The sequence below is a fragment of the Micromonospora sp. NPDC000316 genome (genome assembly GCF_042898885.1).
Lineage (GTDB): Bacteria > Actinomycetota > Actinomycetes > Mycobacteriales > Micromonosporaceae > Micromonospora.
On the sequence record NZ_JBIAZG010000020.1, the window covers coordinates 27,965 to 43,269 of the forward strand.

Sequence of the window (15,305 nt, forward strand, 5' to 3'; positions counted from 1 at the left end):
GCGCACGAACCAAGAAGTCCACAGGAGGACACCAGTGGCGAAGGCTAAGTTCGAGCGGACTAAGCCGCACGTCAACATCGGCACCATTGGTCACATCGACCACGGTAAGACGACGCTGACGGCGGCCATCACCAAGGTCCTGCACGACCAGTACCCCGACCTGAACCCTTACACGCCGTTCGACGAGATCGACAAGGCGCCGGAGGAGAAGGCCCGCGGTATCACGATCTCGATCGCGCACGTCGAGTACCAGACCGAGTCGCGGCACTACGCGCACGTCGACTGCCCCGGCCACGCGGACTACATCAAGAACATGATCACCGGTGCCGCGCAGATGGACGGCGCGATCCTGGTGGTCGCGGCGACCGACGGCCCGATGCCGCAGACCCGCGAGCACGTGCTGCTGGCGCGTCAGGTTGGCGTGCCGTACATCGTCGTGGCGCTCAACAAGAGCGACATGGTCGATGACGAGGAGCTCCTGGAGCTCGTCGAGCTCGAGGTGCGCGAGCTGCTCTCCTCGCAGGAGTACCCGGGTGACGACCTGCCGGTCGTTCGGGTTTCGGCGCTGAAGGCCCTCGAGGGTGACCCCGAGTGGACCGGCAAGCTGCTGGACCTGATGACCGCTGTCGACACCTCGATCCCGCAGCCGGAGCGCGATGTCGACAAGCCGTTCCTGATGCCGGTCGAGGACGTGTTCACGATCACCGGTCGTGGCACCGTCGTCACCGGTCGTGTCGAGCGCGGCGTTCTCCTGCCGAACGAGGATGTTGAGCTCGTCGGTATCCGGGAGAAGAGCTTCAAGACCAAGGTCACCGCGATCGAGATGTTCCGGAAGACCCTGGACGACGCCCGCGCAGGCGAGAACGTCGGCCTGCTGCTGCGTGGCACCAAGCGCGACGAGGTCGAGCGCGGCATGGTCGTCGTGAAGCCGGGCTCGAACACCCCGCACACGGAGTTCGAGGCGACGGTCTACATCCTCTCCAAGGAGGAGGGCGGCCGGCACACCCCGTTCTTCCAGAACTACCGCCCGCAGTTCTACTTCCGGACCACGGACGTCACCGGTGTCGTCACCCTCCCCGAGGGCACCGAGATGGTCATGCCGGGTGACAACACCACCATGTCGGTGAAGCTGATCCAGCCCATCGCCATGGAGGAGAACCTCAAGTTCGCGATCCGCGAGGGTGGCCGCACCGTCGGCGCCGGGTTCGTCACCAAGATCATGAAGTGAACTAGGTAACCCCGATTAGACCCGCCGCCGGTCGTGCGGCATACTAGTCAGGTTGCGTAACGACAGTTCGTCGCCTGTGTTCGGCTTTCACTGAACCTCCGGGTGGCGAGGCAGTCGAGCGTAGGGTGGTTGGCGACCCAGTCGTCAACCACCCTCGCACGGCGTTCAGGTCGCGGTAATGCGATCGGCGCCTTGACCCACCGCGCGGTCAGCACCACTCCGGAACCACGGGGCGGAGCTCGGCCCGAGGGCGCGACACGCCCGACCGCGGGGGTCGGCGAAGTGGGCCTGTGCCAGCCGGTACAGGCGCCCGCAACACAGCGGCATCGAGAGAAGGAACAGAAGCCACCATGGCGGGACAGAAGATCCGCATCCGGCTCAAGGCCTATGACCACGAGGTCGTCGACTCCTCGGCTCGGAAGATCGTCGAGACGGTGACGCGCACCGGGGCGCAGGTCGCGGGCCCGGTGCCGCTGCCCACGGAGATCAACCGTTTCTGCGTTATCCGCTCGCCGCACAAGTACAAGGACTCGCGCGAGCACTTCGAGATGCGCACGCACAAGCGGCTGATCGACATCATCGACCCGACCCCGAAGACGGTCGACTCGCTCATGCGCCTCGACCTGCCGGCTGGCGTCGACATCGAGATCAAGCTGTAGGGACCGGACAAATGGACAGGCAAGTCAAGGGGATCCTGGGCGCCAAGCTCGGCATGACCCAGGTCTGGGACAACAACAAGGTTGTTCCCGTGACCGTGGTCGAGGCCGGCCCGTGCGTCATCAGCCAGGTTCGTAGCGCCGAGAAGGACGGTTACTCCGCGGTCCAGCTGGCGTACGGCACGATCAACCCGCGCAAGGTCAAGAAGCCGATCAGCGGGCACTACGCGAAGGCGGACGTGGCGCCGCGCCGGCACATCGTCGAGCTGCGCACCACCGACGCCGGGGAATACTCGCTCGGCCAGGAAGTCACGGTCGGGGAGTTCCCGGTGGGCCTCACCATCGACGTCACTGGCAAGACCAAGGGCAAGGGCTTCGCCGGCGCCATGAAGCGGCACGGCTTCCACGGTCTGGGCAGCAGCCACGGTGTCGAGCGCAAGCACCGCTCGCCCGGTTCCATCGGCGCCTGCGCCACCCCGGGTCGTGTCTTCAAGGGCACCCGGATGGCCGGCCGGATGGGTGGCGTGCGGTACACCGTGCAGAACCTCACCGTCCAGGCGGTCGACACCGAGAACAACCTGCTGCTCGTCCGGGGTGCCATTCCTGGTCCCAAGGGCGCGCTGGTTCTGGTCCGTACCGCGGCCAAGATCAAGGCGAAGAAGGGCGGTGCGGCCAAGTGACCACCGTTGACGTGCGCACCGTCGAAGGCGCCACCAGCAGCTCTGTAGAGCTGCCGGCGGACATCTTCGACGTGCAGGCCAACGTCGCGCTGATGCACCAGGTCGTGGTGGCCCAGCTCGCGGCGGCCCGACAGGGCACGCACAAGACCAAGACCCGCGCCGAGGTATCCGGCGGCGGCAAGAAGCCGTACAAGCAGAAGGGCACCGGTCGCGCCCGGCAGGGCTCGATCCGCGCGCCGCAGTTCGCCGGCGGTGGCGTGGTGCACGGTCCCGTGCCGCGCGACTACAGCCAGCGGACCCCGAAGAAGATGAAGGCCGCCGCTCTGCGGGGTGCCCTCTCCGACCGGGCCCGCGCCGGGCAGGTGCACGTCGTCGAGGCGTTCGTCTCGGGCGAGAAGCCGTCGACCAAGGCGGCTCTGGCCACGCTGACCAAGCTCACCGAGGCCCGTCGGGTCCTGGTCGTGCTGAGCAGCACCGACGAACTGAACTGGGTGTCGCTGCGCAACGAGCCGCGGGTGCACCTGATCGAGTCCGGCCAGCTGAACACGTACGACGTGCTGGTGGCCGACGACGTGGTCTTCACCAAGGACGCCCTGGACGAGTTCCTGGGCGTGCCCGCCGAGACCACCGAGGAGGGTGGCAAGTGAGCACGATCGCCGACCCGCGCGACATCATCGTGGCGCCGGTCGTCTCGGAGAAGAGCTACAGCGAGCTGAACCGGAACTGGTACACCTTCCTGGTGCACCCGGACGCGAATAAGACCGAGATCAAGATCGCTATCCAGCAGATCTTCAACGTCCGCGTCCTGACGGTCAACACGCTCAACCGCCAAGGGAAGCGCAAGCGCACCAAGACCGGCTTCGGTCAGCGCAAGGCGACCAAGCGGGCGATCGTGAAGCTGGCTGACGGTGACCGTATCGAGGCCTTCGGCGGCCCGGTCAGCTGAGGGGTGTAGACAATGGCTATCCGTAAGTACAAGCCGACGACGCCGGGCCGACGCGGCTCCAGCGTTGCCGACTTCGCCGAGATCACCCGGTCCACGCCGGAAAAGTCGCTGCTGGTTCCGTTGCCGAAGAAGGGCGGGCGTAACGCCCACGGCCGGATCACCACGCGGCACCACGGTGGCGGTCACAAGCGTCAGTACCGTCTGATCGACTTCAAGCGGGTCGACAAGGACGGCGTGCCGGCGAAGGTCGCTCACATCGAGTACGACCCGAACCGCACGGCGCGTATCGCGCTGCTGCACTACGCCGACGGCGAGAAGCGGTACATCATCGCGCCGAAGGACATGAAGCAGGGCGACCGCGTCGAGTCCGGTCCGGGCGCCGACATCAAGCCGGGTAACAACCTGCCGCTGCGCAACATCCCGGTCGGTACCACGATCCACAACGTGGAGCTGCGTCCGGGTGGCGGGGCCAAGCTGGCCCGTTCCGCGGGCGTCGGCATCCAGCTGCTCGGCCGCGAGGGCGCGTACGCGACCCTTCGTATGCCGTCCGGCGAGATCCGGCGTGTGGACGTGCGCTGCCGCGCCAGCGTCGGCGAGATCGGCAACGCCGACCAGTCGAACATCAACTGGGGCAAGGCCGGCCGTATGCGGTGGAAGGGCAAGCGCCCGACCGTCCGCGGTGTCGCCATGAACCCGGTCGACCACCCGCACGGTGGTGGTGAGGGTAAGACCTCTGGTGGTCGCCACCCGGTCAACCCGCAGGGTAAGCCCGAGGGCCGCACCCGCCGTAAGGGCCAGCCGAGTGACCGGCTGATCGTCCGCCGCCGCTACGCCACGCGTAAGCGCGGCTGAGGGAGATAAGACATGCCTCGCAGCCTGAAGAAGGGCCCGTTCGTAGACGACCACCTGCTCAAGAAGGTGGAAGTACAGAACGACAAGGGCTCGAAGAACGTGATCAAGACCTGGTCGCGGCGCTCGACGATCATCCCTGAGATGCTGGGGCACACGATCGCCGTGCACGACGGACGCAAGCACGTCCCGGTGTTCGTGACCGAGGCGATGGTCGGGCACAAGCTCGGCGAGTTCGCGCTGACCCGCACGTTCAAGGGTCACGAGAAGGACGACCGGAAGAGCCGTCGGCGCTGACGCCGCGGGCATACGGATAGAGGGAACAAGGGGTTACAGCGATGCCAGGAAAGGGCGACGCTCCGGTGCTTCCGGGCGCGCGGGCGGTTGCGCGGCACGTGCGCATCTCGCCGATGAAGGCGCGCCGGGTGGTCAACCTCGTCCGCGGCCTGCCCGCGAAGGAGGCTCTCACGGTGCTGCAGTTCGCGCCGCAGGCTGCGAGCGAGCAGGTGTACAAGGTGCTCGCTAGCGCGATCGCCAACGCGGAGAACAACGAGCGGCTGGACCCCGGCGCGCTGCTCGTCAGCGAGGCGTTCGTGGACGAGGGCCCGACGATGAAGCGGTTCCAGCCGCGGGCGCAGGGTCGGGCATACCGGATCCGCAAGCGCACCTGCCACATCACCGTGGTGGTCGAGGCTGTCGCGCCGGCAGCGCCGAGGAAGGCCGCGGCGAAGAAGGCCGCCCCGGCCACGGAGGCCGCACCGGCCGAAGCGCAGAGCAAGACGGAGGACGCCGAGTAATGGGTCAGAAGGTTCACCCCACTGGGTTCCGGCTCGGCATCTCGACCGACTGGAAGTCCCGCTGGTTCGCGGACAAGCTCTACAAGGACTACATCGGCGAGGATGTCAAGATCCGCCGCATGATGTCCAAGGGCCTCGAGCGTGCCGGCATCTCCAAGGTCGACATCGAGCGCACCCGCGACCGCGTCCGGGTCGACATCCACACCGCCCGGCCGGGCATCGTCATCGGCCGTAAGGGTGCGGAGGCCGACCGGATCCGCGGCGAGCTCGAGAAGCTCACCGGCAAGCAGGTGCAGCTGAACATCATCGAGGTGAAGAACCCCGAGTCGGACGCACAGCTCGTCGCGCAGGGCGTGGCCGAGCAGCTGTCCAGCCGGGTCAGCTTCCGTCGGGCGATGCGCAAGGCCATGCAGTCGGCCATGAAGAACCCGGTCTGCAAGGGCATCCGGGTTCAGGTCTCGGGTCGCCTCGGCGGCGCCGAGATGAGCCGGACCGAGTTCTACCGTGAGGGCCGGGTTCCGCTGCACACGCTGCGGGCCAACATCGAGTACGGCTTCTTCGAGGCCCGTACCACGTTCGGTCGGATCGGTGTGAAGGTCTGGATCTACAAGGGTGACGCCGTCCCGGGCCGGGAGGCTCCGGCCGAGGCCGGTCCGTCCCGCCCGCGTCGTGGTGAGCGCGGCGACCGTCCCGAGCGTCCGCGCCGTGGCCGGTCGGGTTCGTCCGGCACCACGGCTGGTGGCACCGAGGCCGGTCGGGCTGCTGCGACCACCATCGCGCAGCAGGCCGAGACGCCGAGCGGCGAGCCGGTCGACAGCGCTGCTGTCGCCGCCGCTGCTGCTCCGGCAGAAACGCAGCAGGAGGGCTGACAGATGCTGATGCCGCGCAAGCCCCCGAAGGGCTTCCGCAAGCCGCACCACCCGGACCGCAGTGGCGCGTCCAAGGGTGGCAACCGGGTGGTGTTCGGCGAGTTCGGGATCCAGGCTCTCGAGCCGGCGTACGTGACGAACCGACAGATCGAGTCGGCACGTATCGCGATGACTCGCCACATCAAGCGTGGTGGCAAGGTCTGGATCACGATCTTCCCGGACCAGGCCCTCACCAAGAAGCCCGCCGAGACCCGGATGGGTTCCGGTAAGGGCTCGCCCGAGTGGTGGGTCGCCAACGTCAAGCCGGGGCGGGTTCTCTTCGAGATGTCCTTCCCCAACGAGCAGACCGCGCGAGAGGCCATGCGTCGCGCGATCCACAAGCTCCCGATGAAGTGCCGCATTGTTACGCGCGAAGTGGGTGAATCCTGATGGCAGCGGGCGTTAAGGCGACCGAGCTGCGTGAGCTCTCCGAAGAGGAGCTGGTCACGAAGCTGCGGGAGGCCAAGGCGGAGCTGTTCAACCTCCGCGTGCAGGCCGCAACCGGGCAGCTGGACAACAACCGGCGGCTGCAGGTCATCCGTCGGGAGATCGCCCGGATCTACACGATCATGCGCGAGCGCGAGCTGGGGCTCTCGGCCGCGCCGACTGAGGTGACTGCATCATGACCGAGAACACCACCACTGACGCCACCCGCGCGCGCCGTAAGGTTCGTGAGGGCCTGGTGGTCAGCGACAAGATGGACAAGACCGTCGTGGTCGAGGTCGAGGACCGGGTTCGGCACGCGCTGTACGGCAAGATCATGCGTCGTACGAGCAAGCTGAAGGTGCACGACGAGCAGAACGCCGCTGGCACCGGCGACCGGGTCCTGATCATGGAGACCCGGCCGCTGAGCGCCACCAAGCGTTGGCGGATCGTGGAGATCCTGGAAAAGGCCAAGTAGCGAAGGCTCGAGCTCGCCCGGCGTTGCGTCGGGCGTTGGTTCCGCCAGGCTCCGGCCGCCACGGCGGCCGGAGAACCGGCAGACATAGGAGATAGACGTGATTCAGCAGGAGTCGCGACTGCGCGTCGCCGACAACACGGGTGCTCGGGAGATCCTGTGCATCCGGGTTCTCGGTGGCTCCGGTCGGCGCTACGCGAGTATCGGCGACGTCATCGTGGCCACCGTCAAGGACGCGATCCCGGGTGCCGGTGTCAAGAAGGGCGACGTCGTCAAGGCGGTCATCGTCCGCACCGCCAAGGAGAAGCGGCGTCCGGACGGCTCGTACATCCGCTTCGACGAGAACGCCGCCGTCATCATCAAGGACGGCGGGGACCCGCGTGGTACCCGTATCTTCGGCCCGGTGGGCCGGGAGCTGCGGGACAAGCGGTTCATGAAGATTATTTCCCTCGCGCCGGAGGTGTTGTGACCGTGAAGGTCAAGAAGGGCGACACGGTCGTCGTCATCGCCGGCAAGGACAAGGGTGCCAAGGGCAAGGTCATTCAGGCCTACCCTCGGCAGGACAAGGTCCTGGTCGAGGGCGTGAACCGGGTCAAGAAGCACACCCGCATCAGCACCACCCAGCGTGGCGCCAAGACCGGCGGCATCGTCACTCAGGAGGCCCCGATCCACGTCTCGAACGTGCAGGTCCTGGACTCCGACGGCAAGCCGACCCGCGTCGGTTACCGGATCGACGACAACGGCCAGAAGGTCCGCATCGCGCGTAGCACCGGTAAGGACCTGTGATGACCACGGCTACCGAAAAGACTCTGCCGCGCCTCAAGGAGCGGTACCGCAACGAGATCGTGGCCCAGCTGCGTGAGCAGCACAGCTACGGCAACCCCATGCAGGTGCCGCGGCTGGTCAAGATCGTCGTCAACATGGGTGTCGGCGAGGCTGCTCGCGACGCCAAGCTGATCGACGGCGCGGTCCGCGACCTCGCCACGATCACCGGCCAGAAGCCGCAGGTGCGGCGGGCGACCAAGTCCATCGCGCAGTTCAAGCTCCGCGAGGGCATGCCGATCGGCGCGAAGGTGACCCTTCGCGGTGACCGGATGTGGGAGTTCCTGGACCGGCTGCTGTCCATCTCGCTGCCGCGTATCCGCGACTTCCGCGGTCTGGACGGGCGCAAGCTCGACGGGCACGGCAACTACACGTTCGGTCTGACCGAGCAGTCGGTGTTCCACGAGATCGACCAGGACCGGATCGATCGCCAGCGGGGCATGGACATCACGGTGGTCACGACCGCCACGACCGACGACGAGGGCCGGGCGCTGCTCAAGCTCCTGGGCTTCCCGTTCAAGGAGAACTGAGATGGCCAAGAAGGCGCTGATCATCAAGGCGGCCGCGAAGCCGAAGTTCTCGGTTCGCGCGTACACCCGCTGCCAGCGGTGCGGGCGTCCGAAGGCGGTCTACCGCAAGTTCGGGCTGTGCCGGATCTGCATCCGGGAAATGGCCCACCGCGGTGAGCTGCCGGGTGTGTCCAAGGCTTCCTGGTAAGGGCGACTGCGTCCCGGCTGTCAGCCGGGAACTCCTGCACCGATTAGGTATTGCTCTTCGCCGTAGGCCCGGGGCTGGTGCCCCGGGAACCCCGGCGAGAAAGGCTGACGAAATCCATGACGATGACCGACCCGATCGCAGACATGCTCACGCGTCTGCGTAACGCCAACCAGGCGTACCACGATCAGGTGAAGATGCCCTACTCCAAGATCAAGGCGAACATCGCCGAGGTCTTGAAGGCCGAGGGTTACATCGCCACCTGGTCGGTCGAGGAGCCCGAGGAGGGCGCCGTCGGCAAGCGACTGGTCGTCGAGCTGAAGTACGGCCAGAACCGCGAGCGGAGCCTGGCCGGCATCAAGCGCGTGTCCAAGCCCGGTCTCCGGGTGTACGCCAAGTCGGACGGGCTCCCGCGGGTGCTCGGTGGGCTGGGCGTGGCGATCATTTCGACGTCCCAGGGACTGCTGACCGACCGGCAGGCCCGCAAGCGGAGTGTTGGCGGGGAAGTCCTCGCCTTCGTCTGGTAACGGGAGACAGGTAGAAATGTCGCGAATTGGACGTAAGTCGATCCCGGTACCAGCCGGCGTCGACATCACGATCGACGGGCAGACCGTCAAGGTCAAGGGCCCCAAGGGCCAGCTCCAGCACACCCTCGCCGAGCCGATCACGATCGAGCGGGCCGAGGATGGGCAGCTGAGCGTCAACCGGCCGAACGACGAGCGCAAGGCCAAGGAACTCCACGGCCTGAGCCGTACGCTGGTTGCCAACATGATCGTCGGGGTCACCGAGGGCTACCGCAAGAGCCTGGAGATCGCCGGCACCGGTTACCGGGTCACCGCCAAGGGTTCGGACCTCGAGTTCGCGCTCGGGTTCTCGCACCCGGTGGTCGTCCCCGCCCCGGCGGGCATCACCTTCACGGTGGAGCGGCCGACCCTGTTCCACGTGGCTGGCATCGACAAGCAGCAGGTCGGTGAGGTCGCCGCCAACATCCGGAAGATCCGCCCGCCGGAGCCCTACAAGGGCAAGGGCGTGAAGTACCAGGGCGAGGTCATCCGCCGCAAGGCCGGAAAGGCAGGTAAGAAGTGAGCGCCACGCTGCTCAAGCGCCGCCGCGGCGTCGCCGCCAAGCGCGCCGTTGGGCGTGCGCGTCGGCACTTCCGCGTCCGCAAGAACGTCAGCGGTACGGCCGAGCGTCCGCGCCTGGTCGTCACCCGCTCGCTGCGGCACATGGTCGCCCAGATCGTCGACGACACCAAGGGTCACACCCTGGCGTCGGCGTCGACCCTGGACGCCTCGCTGCGCGGTGCCGAGGGCGACAAGAGCGCCCTCGCCGGCAAGGTGGGCGCGCTGCTCGCCGAGCGGGCCAAGGCCGCCGGCGTCTCCAAGGTCGTCTTCGACCGCGGTGGCAACCGGTACGCGGGGCGAGTCGCCGCGCTTGCCGACGCCGCCCGCGAAGCCGGGCTCGAGTTCTAACAACCCCGTCACGAGAGATAAGGAAGGCTGCTGATGCCAGGTCAACAGCGCCGTGGCGGCGGGTCCGGTGGCAACGAGGGTGGTCGCCGCGACAACCGCCGTGAGGGCGGCCGCGGAAACGCGCCCGTCGAGAAGACCCCGCACCTTGAGCGGGTCGTCGCGATCAACCGCGTCGCCAAGGTCGTGAAGGGTGGTCGTCGCTTCAGCTTCACCGCCCTGGTGATCGTGGGCGACGGCGACGGCACGGTCGGCGTGGGCTACGGAAAGGCCAAGGAGGTGCCCGCGGCTATCGCCAAGGGTGTCGAGGAGGCCAAGAAGCACTTCTTCAAGGTTCCGCGTATCGGCCAGTCGATCCCGCACCCGGTGACGGGTGAGGACGCCGCTGGCGTGGTGCTGCTCAAGCCGGCCTCGGCCGGTACGGGTGTCATCGCCGGTGGTCCGGTGCGTGCCGTGCTGGAGTGCGCCGGGATCCACGACGTGCTCTCCAAGAGCCTCGGCTCGTCGAACCCGATCAACATCGTGCACGCCACCGTGGCGGCCCTGAAGGGGCTTGAGTCCCCCGAGCAGGTCGCGGCGCGTCGTGGCCTGCCGGTGGAGGACGTCGCGCCGGCCGCCATGCTGGCCTCGCGTGCGGGGGTGGCGCGCTGATGGCACGTCTGAAGGTCACCCAGCTCCGGTCCGGCATCGGGACCAAGCAGAACCAGCGCGACTCGCTGCGTTCGCTCGGTCTCAAGCGGATCAACGACGTGGTGGTCAAGGAAGACCGGCCCGAGATCCGCGGCATGATCTTCACGGTCAACCACCTCGTGAAGGTCGAGGAGGTTGAGTAATGACGATCAAGGTGCATCACCTGCGCCCAGCGCCCGGTTCCAAGACCGCTAAGACCCGTGTGGGTCGCGGTGAGGGTTCCAAGGGCAAGACCGCTGGTCGCGGTACCAAGGGCTCCAAGGCCCGTAAGAACATCTCGGCGGCGTTCGAGGGTGGGCAGATGCCCATCCACATGCGCCTGCCGAAGATGAAGGGCTTCAAGAACAAGTTCAAGGTGGTCTTCCAGGTGGTCAACCTGGACCGTCTCGCCGAGCTGTTCCCCAACGGCGGCCAGGTTGGCCCGCTCGAGCTGGTCGAGGCTGGGGCGGTCCGCAAGGGCCACCCGGTCAAGGTCCTCGGCACCGGGGATCTCGGTGGGGTGGCGCTCCAGGTGTCGGCGCACGCGTTCAGCGCGTCGGCCAAGGAGAAGATCGCCGCTGCCGGTGGCTCCGCCACCGAGCTGTAAGGACGTACGACCCATGGCGCCCGTCCGGTTGTGAGCAACTGGGCGGGCGCCATGGTCTGCCTGGGGCGTATGCGCCCGGTAACATCGGAATCGGTATATGTAGCCGGGCGCATCTGCCCGGACGGGGATAGGGCTGTTAGAGTCCCATCCCAGCCATGGATTCCGGGCACTCGCCCGGGGTCCACCCCGACCCGCCAGCGATCACCGGCGGCCCGCCTCGCGCAGGAGGAAGAAGTTGCTGTCCGCCTTTCTCAGTGCGTTCCGTACGCCTGACCTGCGCAAGAAGCTGCTGTTCACAGTAGGCATCATCGCGGTCTACCGGATGGGTGCCACGCTGCCCAGTCCGGGCGTCTCGTACGGCAACGTGCAGAAGTGCCTCGACACTCTCCAGGGTGAGACGACGGGTGTGCTGAATCTGCTCAACCTGTTCTCTGGTGGAGCGCTACTACAGCTCTCGGTCTTCGCGCTGGGCATCATGCCCTACATCACAGCGTCGATCATCCTGCAGCTGCTTACCGTCGTGATCCCGCGCCTGGAGCAGCTCCGCAAGGAGGGCCAGGCCGGCCAGGCGAAGATCACCCAGTACACCCGCTACCTGACTCTTGGTCTCGGCGTGCTGCAGGCCTCGGCGTTCGTGGCCCTGGCCCGTTCCGGCCAGCTCTTCCAGAACCGCTGTGACCAGTTCCCGATCATCCCCACCGGCACCGGCATCCCGGACTGGCTGACCCTGACCATCCTGGTGATGACGATGACCGCCGGCACCGGCATGGTCATGTGGCTCGGTGAGCTCATCACCGACCGCGGCGTCGGCAACGGCATGTCGGTCCTGATCTTCACCTCGATCGCGGCTCGGCTGCCCAGCGAGGGCTGGCAGATCAAGACCAGCAAGGGCTGGGACATGTTCGCCCTGGTCATCGCGCTGGTCCTGGTGGTCATCACCGCGGTCACGTTCATCGAGCAGGCACAGCGCCGGATCCCGGTGCAGTACGCCAAGCGGATGATCGGCCGGCGGATGTACGGCGGCACCTCGACCTACATCCCGCTCAAGGTCAACCAGGCTGGTGTGATCCCGGTCATCTTCGGCTCGTCGCTGCTCTACCTGCCGCAGTTGGCCCTGCAGTTCTTCGACCAGACCGACCCGGGCAAGACCCAGGCGTGGATCCAGAACAACCTGGTCGCTCCGGACAGCCCGATCTACATCTCGGTCTACTTCCTGCTGATCATCTTCTTCACGTACTTCTACGTCTCGATCACGTTCAACCCGACCGAGGTCGCGGACAACATGAAGAAGTACGGCGGGTTCGTGCCGGGCATCCGCCCGGGCAAGCCGACCGCCGACTACCTGGACTTCATCCTCAGTCGGATCACCCTGCCGGGCGCGCTCTACCTGGGTGTCATCTCGATCCTGCCGAACTTCTTCTTCATCTGGCTGGACAACCAGCAGTACCAGAACTTCCCGTTCGGCGGCACCGCTGTGCTCATCATGGTCGGCGTCGGTCTGGAGACCGTGAAGCAGATCGAGAGCCAACTCATGCAGCGGAACTACGAAGGGTTCCTGCGGTAGATGAGACTCGTTCTGGTTGGCCCGCCGGGCGCGGGCAAGGGCACGCAGGCCGAGTTCATCGCCGCCCACCTCTCGGTGCCGAAGATCTCGACCGGTGACATCTTCCGGTCGAACGTCACCCAGGGCACGCCACTCGGTGTCGAGGCGAAGCGGTACATGGACGCAGGCGAGCTGGTTCCGGACGAGGTGACCATCAACATGGTCCGGGACCGGCTCGCCGAGCCCGACGCCAGCGAGGGTTTCCTGCTCGACGGCTTCCCGCGGACGACTCCGCAGGCCGCCGCCCTGGACAAGCTCCTCGCCGACCTGGGCACCGCGCTGGATCTGGTCCTGGAGCTTGTGGTCGACGACGACGAGGTGATCCGGCGGCTGTCCGGCCGGCGTACCTGCCGGGGCTGCGGCAAGATCTGGCACGTCGAGTTCGACGCCACTACCCGGCAGGGCATCTGCGACCGGTGCGGCGCCGAGCTGTTCCAGCGGGACGACGACAAGCCGGAGACCATCGCCACCCGTCTGCGGGAATACAGCGAGAAGACCGCGCCCCTGGTCGACTACTACGGCGCCCAGGGCAAGCTGGTCGGGATCGACGCCACCGGCCCGGTGGAGGACGTCACCACGCGGGCTATCGACGCCCTGCGGTCGTACGGCGGCTGAGGTCCGGCCGGACCACGGCGGATAGAGTGCGAACAGCGGGGTACGCGTGACGTGCCCCGCTGAACGTCCACGAAAGGTAATCGCTCCATGCGTCGTCCCCAGCTGGATATCCAGCTGAAGACCCCTGACCAGATCGAGAAGATGCGGGCCGCCGGGTTGGTGGTCGCCGAGGCCCTGCGTCGCATGCGCGAGGCGGTGGCGCCCGGGGTGAGCACCGCCGATCTGGACGCCATCGCTGAGTCGACGATCCGCGAGGCGGGCGGTGTCCCGTCGTTCAAGGGCTACCACGGCTTTCCGGCGTCGATCTGTTCCTCGGTCAACGAGCAGATCGTGCACGCCATCCCCTCGCCCAACCAGGTGCTCGCCGACGGCGATCTCATCTCGATCGACTGCGGTGCGGTGCTGGACGGGTGGCATGGCGACTCCGCCATCACCGTCGGCGTCGGCGACGTCGACCCGGCGCTGCTGAAGATGGCCGAGGTGGCCGAAGACGCGATGTGGGCAGGTATCGCCGCCGCCGCGCGGGGTGCGGCAAGCGGCAAGGGGCGCCTCACGGACATCTCGCACGCCGTGGAGACCGCTGTCCGCAAGGGCGGCCGGTACGGCATCGTCGACGGCTACGGCGGGCACGGCATCGGCACCGAGATGCACCAGGACCCGCACGTGCTCAACCACGGCCGGCCCGGCAAGGGCCCCCGACTGGTCGCCGGCATGGCGTTGGCGATCGAGCCGATGATCACCATGGCGTCGCCGCGTACGGTCGAACTGGCCGACGGTTGGACGGTCGTCACCCGGGACGGCTCGGTCGCAGCGCATGTCGAGCATTCGATGGCCCTGCTGCCGGACGGCGTATGGGTGCTCACGGCCTTCGACGGCGGCCGGGCCCGCCTCGGCGACCTGGTGACCGCCCGCGAACCCGCCGCCTCAACCGCACCCTGACCGGCCCGGCCGCCTCAACCCGGCCCTGACGGGCCCGCGTTGATCGACTCCATATCGCCGATCCGGCTGTATCCGGCTCGTCTGATGCACCGATATCGGCGACATGGAGTGGATCGAGGGCAATCGCCGCGAGTGGATCATGGCGGCTCGGTGGGCCGGACGCGACGGGCGCGCGGGTGGCATGCTTGCCGGCATGGACGGGCGCGACGGGATGCGAGCGGCAGACGCGGATCGCGAGGCAGTGGCCGACCGGTTGCGTATTGCTCTCGGCGAAGGTCGGCTGGACCTGCACGAGTACGACGAGCGTGTGCAGAACGCGTACGCGGCGCGCACGTACGCCGAGTTGGACGCACTGCTTGCCGACCTGCCCCCGGTGGCGCCCGCGCAGCGTTCGGCGCTGGCACCGACCAACCCGTCGGCCAGCCCCGAGGCCGGGCCGCTGAGCGGGGTGGTGGACGGCCAACCGGTCCGGGCGGGCCGTGGCGTCACCTTCCGGTGGATGGCTGAGGTGTGGCAGCCGTACCTGCAGGTGATCGGCATCGTGGTGGCCATCTGGGCGGTGACGTCGCTACTCAGCGGGGAGTTTCTCTATTTCTGGCCGGCCTGGGTGGGCGGGCCGTGGGGTGCGGTGCTTGCGGTTCGCACGGTCACGGGGTTGGCCGGGGGAGAGCCCAAGCGCCGGGCGATCGAGCGGGAGCGCCGGCGGCAGCGTAAGCGGGCGAAGCGGGAGCGTCAGCGCGAGTTGCGCGCGAGCAAGGGCCAACTGGACAAACCCGATGAACGGGATGAACCGCGACCGGCAGGCTGACCCGCCGCGAGGCAGTCCGGCTCCCGTCGCCGCGGTCCCGGGAAGATCATCGGGTGTCCGGCGGATGGGCCTGCGGCCGACACGGTGGTCGGGTGCC

General features: G+C 67.4%; 26 protein-coding genes. All 26 read left to right on the forward strand.

From position 1 onward, the window contains the following. Positions 1-34 precede the first annotated feature (34 nt). The 26 genes from tuf to ACFY2Q_RS26955 all read left to right on the forward strand — a co-directional run bounded on the left by tuf (position 35) and on the right by ACFY2Q_RS26955 (position 15,208). Positions 35-1,228 (forward strand): elongation factor Tu, encoded by a 1,194-nt coding sequence (gene tuf, locus ACFY2Q_RS26830; RefSeq protein WP_387134890.1) that lies wholly within the window; start codon positions 35-37, stop codon positions 1,226-1,228. 350 nt (positions 1,229-1,578) lie between these two features. Further along, the gene (gene rpsJ, locus ACFY2Q_RS26835; protein ID WP_007073037.1) at positions 1,579-1,887 is read left to right on the forward strand and encodes a 30S ribosomal protein S10; all 309 of its coding nucleotides are present in this window, start codon (positions 1,579-1,581) and stop codon (positions 1,885-1,887) included. Positions 1,888-1,898: 11 nt separating this feature from the next. Continuing rightward, entirely contained in the window at positions 1,899-2,564 is a 666-nt protein-coding gene (gene rplC, locus ACFY2Q_RS26840; RefSeq protein ID WP_387134893.1) for a 50S ribosomal protein L3, read from the forward strand. Then, positions 2,561-3,211, forward strand: a complete 651-nt coding sequence (rplD, locus tag ACFY2Q_RS26845; protein WP_387134895.1) for a 50S ribosomal protein L4 — start codon at positions 2,561-2,563, stop codon at positions 3,209-3,211. Before rplC ends, rplD begins: the two co-directional genes overlap by 4 nt. Beyond that, complete coding sequence (rplW, locus tag ACFY2Q_RS26850) at positions 3,208-3,510, forward strand: 50S ribosomal protein L23 (RefSeq protein WP_007465304.1); 303 nt, start codon at positions 3,208-3,210, stop codon at positions 3,508-3,510. The genes rplD and rplW overlap by 4 nt, the downstream gene beginning before the upstream one ends. Positions 3,511-3,522: 12 nt before the next feature. Next, positions 3,523-4,362: a 50S ribosomal protein L2 gene (gene rplB, locus ACFY2Q_RS26855; protein ID WP_387134898.1), complete on the forward strand. Its 840-nt coding sequence runs from the start codon at positions 3,523-3,525 to the stop codon at positions 4,360-4,362. A gap of 12 nt (positions 4,363-4,374) precedes the next feature. After that, on the forward strand, positions 4,375-4,656 hold the full coding sequence (rpsS, locus tag ACFY2Q_RS26860; protein ID WP_007465299.1) for a 30S ribosomal protein S19: 282 nt from the start codon (positions 4,375-4,377) through the stop codon (positions 4,654-4,656). Positions 4,657-4,697: 41 nt separating this feature from the next. After that, positions 4,698-5,156: a 50S ribosomal protein L22 gene (rplV, locus tag ACFY2Q_RS26865; protein ID WP_053653942.1), complete on the forward strand. Its 459-nt coding sequence runs from the start codon at positions 4,698-4,700 to the stop codon at positions 5,154-5,156. After that, positions 5,156-6,025: a 30S ribosomal protein S3 gene (rpsC, locus tag ACFY2Q_RS26870; protein ID WP_007465294.1), complete on the forward strand. Its 870-nt coding sequence runs from the start codon at positions 5,156-5,158 to the stop codon at positions 6,023-6,025. The genes rplV and rpsC overlap by 1 nt, the downstream gene beginning before the upstream one ends. 3 nt (positions 6,026-6,028) lie before the next feature. After that, entirely contained in the window at positions 6,029-6,454 is a 426-nt protein-coding gene (rplP, locus tag ACFY2Q_RS26875; RefSeq protein ID WP_053653940.1) for a 50S ribosomal protein L16, read from the forward strand. Further along, complete coding sequence (gene rpmC, locus ACFY2Q_RS26880) at positions 6,454-6,690, forward strand: 50S ribosomal protein L29 (protein ID WP_007465283.1); 237 nt, start codon at positions 6,454-6,456, stop codon at positions 6,688-6,690. Before rplP ends, rpmC begins: the two co-directional genes overlap by 1 nt. Further along, the gene (gene rpsQ / locus ACFY2Q_RS26885) at positions 6,687-6,965 is read left to right on the forward strand and encodes a 30S ribosomal protein S17 (RefSeq protein WP_053653938.1); all 279 of its coding nucleotides are present in this window, start codon (positions 6,687-6,689) and stop codon (positions 6,963-6,965) included. Before rpmC ends, rpsQ begins: the two co-directional genes overlap by 4 nt. Before the next feature lie 97 nt (positions 6,966-7,062). After that, entirely contained in the window at positions 7,063-7,431 is a 369-nt protein-coding gene (rplN, locus tag ACFY2Q_RS26890; RefSeq protein WP_015619002.1) for a 50S ribosomal protein L14, read from the forward strand. Beyond that, positions 7,428-7,748, forward strand: a complete 321-nt coding sequence (gene rplX / locus ACFY2Q_RS26895; RefSeq protein WP_172899047.1) for a 50S ribosomal protein L24 — start codon at positions 7,428-7,430, stop codon at positions 7,746-7,748. The genes rplN and rplX overlap by 4 nt, the downstream gene beginning before the upstream one ends. Continuing rightward, positions 7,748-8,314, forward strand: coding sequence for a 50S ribosomal protein L5 (gene rplE, locus ACFY2Q_RS26900; protein WP_354944330.1), 567 nt, complete (start codon positions 7,748-7,750; stop codon positions 8,312-8,314). The genes rplX and rplE overlap by 1 nt, the downstream gene beginning before the upstream one ends. A gap of 1 nt (position 8,315) precedes the next feature. Beyond that, a complete protein-coding gene (locus tag ACFY2Q_RS26905; RefSeq protein ID WP_272613587.1) occupies positions 8,316-8,501 on the forward strand; it encodes a type Z 30S ribosomal protein S14 in 186 nt (61 codons plus the stop codon). A gap of 116 nt (positions 8,502-8,617) precedes the next feature. Further along, on the forward strand, positions 8,618-9,025 hold the full coding sequence (rpsH, locus tag ACFY2Q_RS26910; RefSeq protein WP_007465270.1) for a 30S ribosomal protein S8: 408 nt from the start codon (positions 8,618-8,620) through the stop codon (positions 9,023-9,025). Between the two features lie 16 nt (positions 9,026-9,041). Next, on the forward strand, positions 9,042-9,584 hold the full coding sequence (rplF, locus tag ACFY2Q_RS26915) for a 50S ribosomal protein L6 (RefSeq protein WP_124860508.1): 543 nt from the start codon (positions 9,042-9,044) through the stop codon (positions 9,582-9,584). Next, entirely contained in the window at positions 9,581-9,970 is a 390-nt protein-coding gene (rplR, locus tag ACFY2Q_RS26920) for a 50S ribosomal protein L18 (protein ID WP_030329901.1), read from the forward strand. The genes rplF and rplR overlap by 4 nt, the downstream gene beginning before the upstream one ends. Positions 9,971-10,003: 33 nt before the next feature. Beyond that, entirely contained in the window at positions 10,004-10,618 is a 615-nt protein-coding gene (rpsE, locus tag ACFY2Q_RS26925; protein ID WP_007465263.1) for a 30S ribosomal protein S5, read from the forward strand. Further along, positions 10,618-10,800 carry a 50S ribosomal protein L30 gene (gene rpmD, locus ACFY2Q_RS26930; RefSeq protein ID WP_030329904.1) on the forward strand — a complete coding sequence of 61 codons (183 nt, stop codon included), beginning with the start codon at positions 10,618-10,620 and terminating at the stop codon, positions 10,798-10,800. Before rpsE ends, rpmD begins: the two co-directional genes overlap by 1 nt. Further along, entirely contained in the window at positions 10,800-11,243 is a 444-nt protein-coding gene (gene rplO, locus ACFY2Q_RS26935; RefSeq protein WP_053653930.1) for a 50S ribosomal protein L15, read from the forward strand. The genes rpmD and rplO overlap by 1 nt, the downstream gene beginning before the upstream one ends. A gap of 235 nt (positions 11,244-11,478) precedes the next feature. Next, positions 11,479-12,807, forward strand: coding sequence for a preprotein translocase subunit SecY (gene secY / locus ACFY2Q_RS26940; RefSeq protein WP_357006886.1), 1,329 nt, complete (start codon positions 11,479-11,481; stop codon positions 12,805-12,807). Then, positions 12,808-13,461 carry an adenylate kinase gene (locus tag ACFY2Q_RS26945; RefSeq protein ID WP_357006888.1) on the forward strand — a complete coding sequence of 218 codons (654 nt, stop codon included), beginning with the start codon at positions 12,808-12,810 and terminating at the stop codon, positions 13,459-13,461. Positions 13,462-13,548: 87 nt separating this feature from the next. Next, a complete protein-coding gene (map, locus tag ACFY2Q_RS26950) occupies positions 13,549-14,400 on the forward strand; it encodes a type I methionyl aminopeptidase (protein ID WP_387134905.1) in 852 nt (283 codons plus the stop codon). A 193-nt stretch (positions 14,401-14,593) separates the two neighbouring features. Beyond that, complete coding sequence (locus tag ACFY2Q_RS26955) at positions 14,594-15,208, forward strand: DUF1707 domain-containing protein (RefSeq protein ID WP_387134970.1); 615 nt, start codon at positions 14,594-14,596, stop codon at positions 15,206-15,208. Positions 15,209-15,305: the final 97 nt, after the last annotated feature.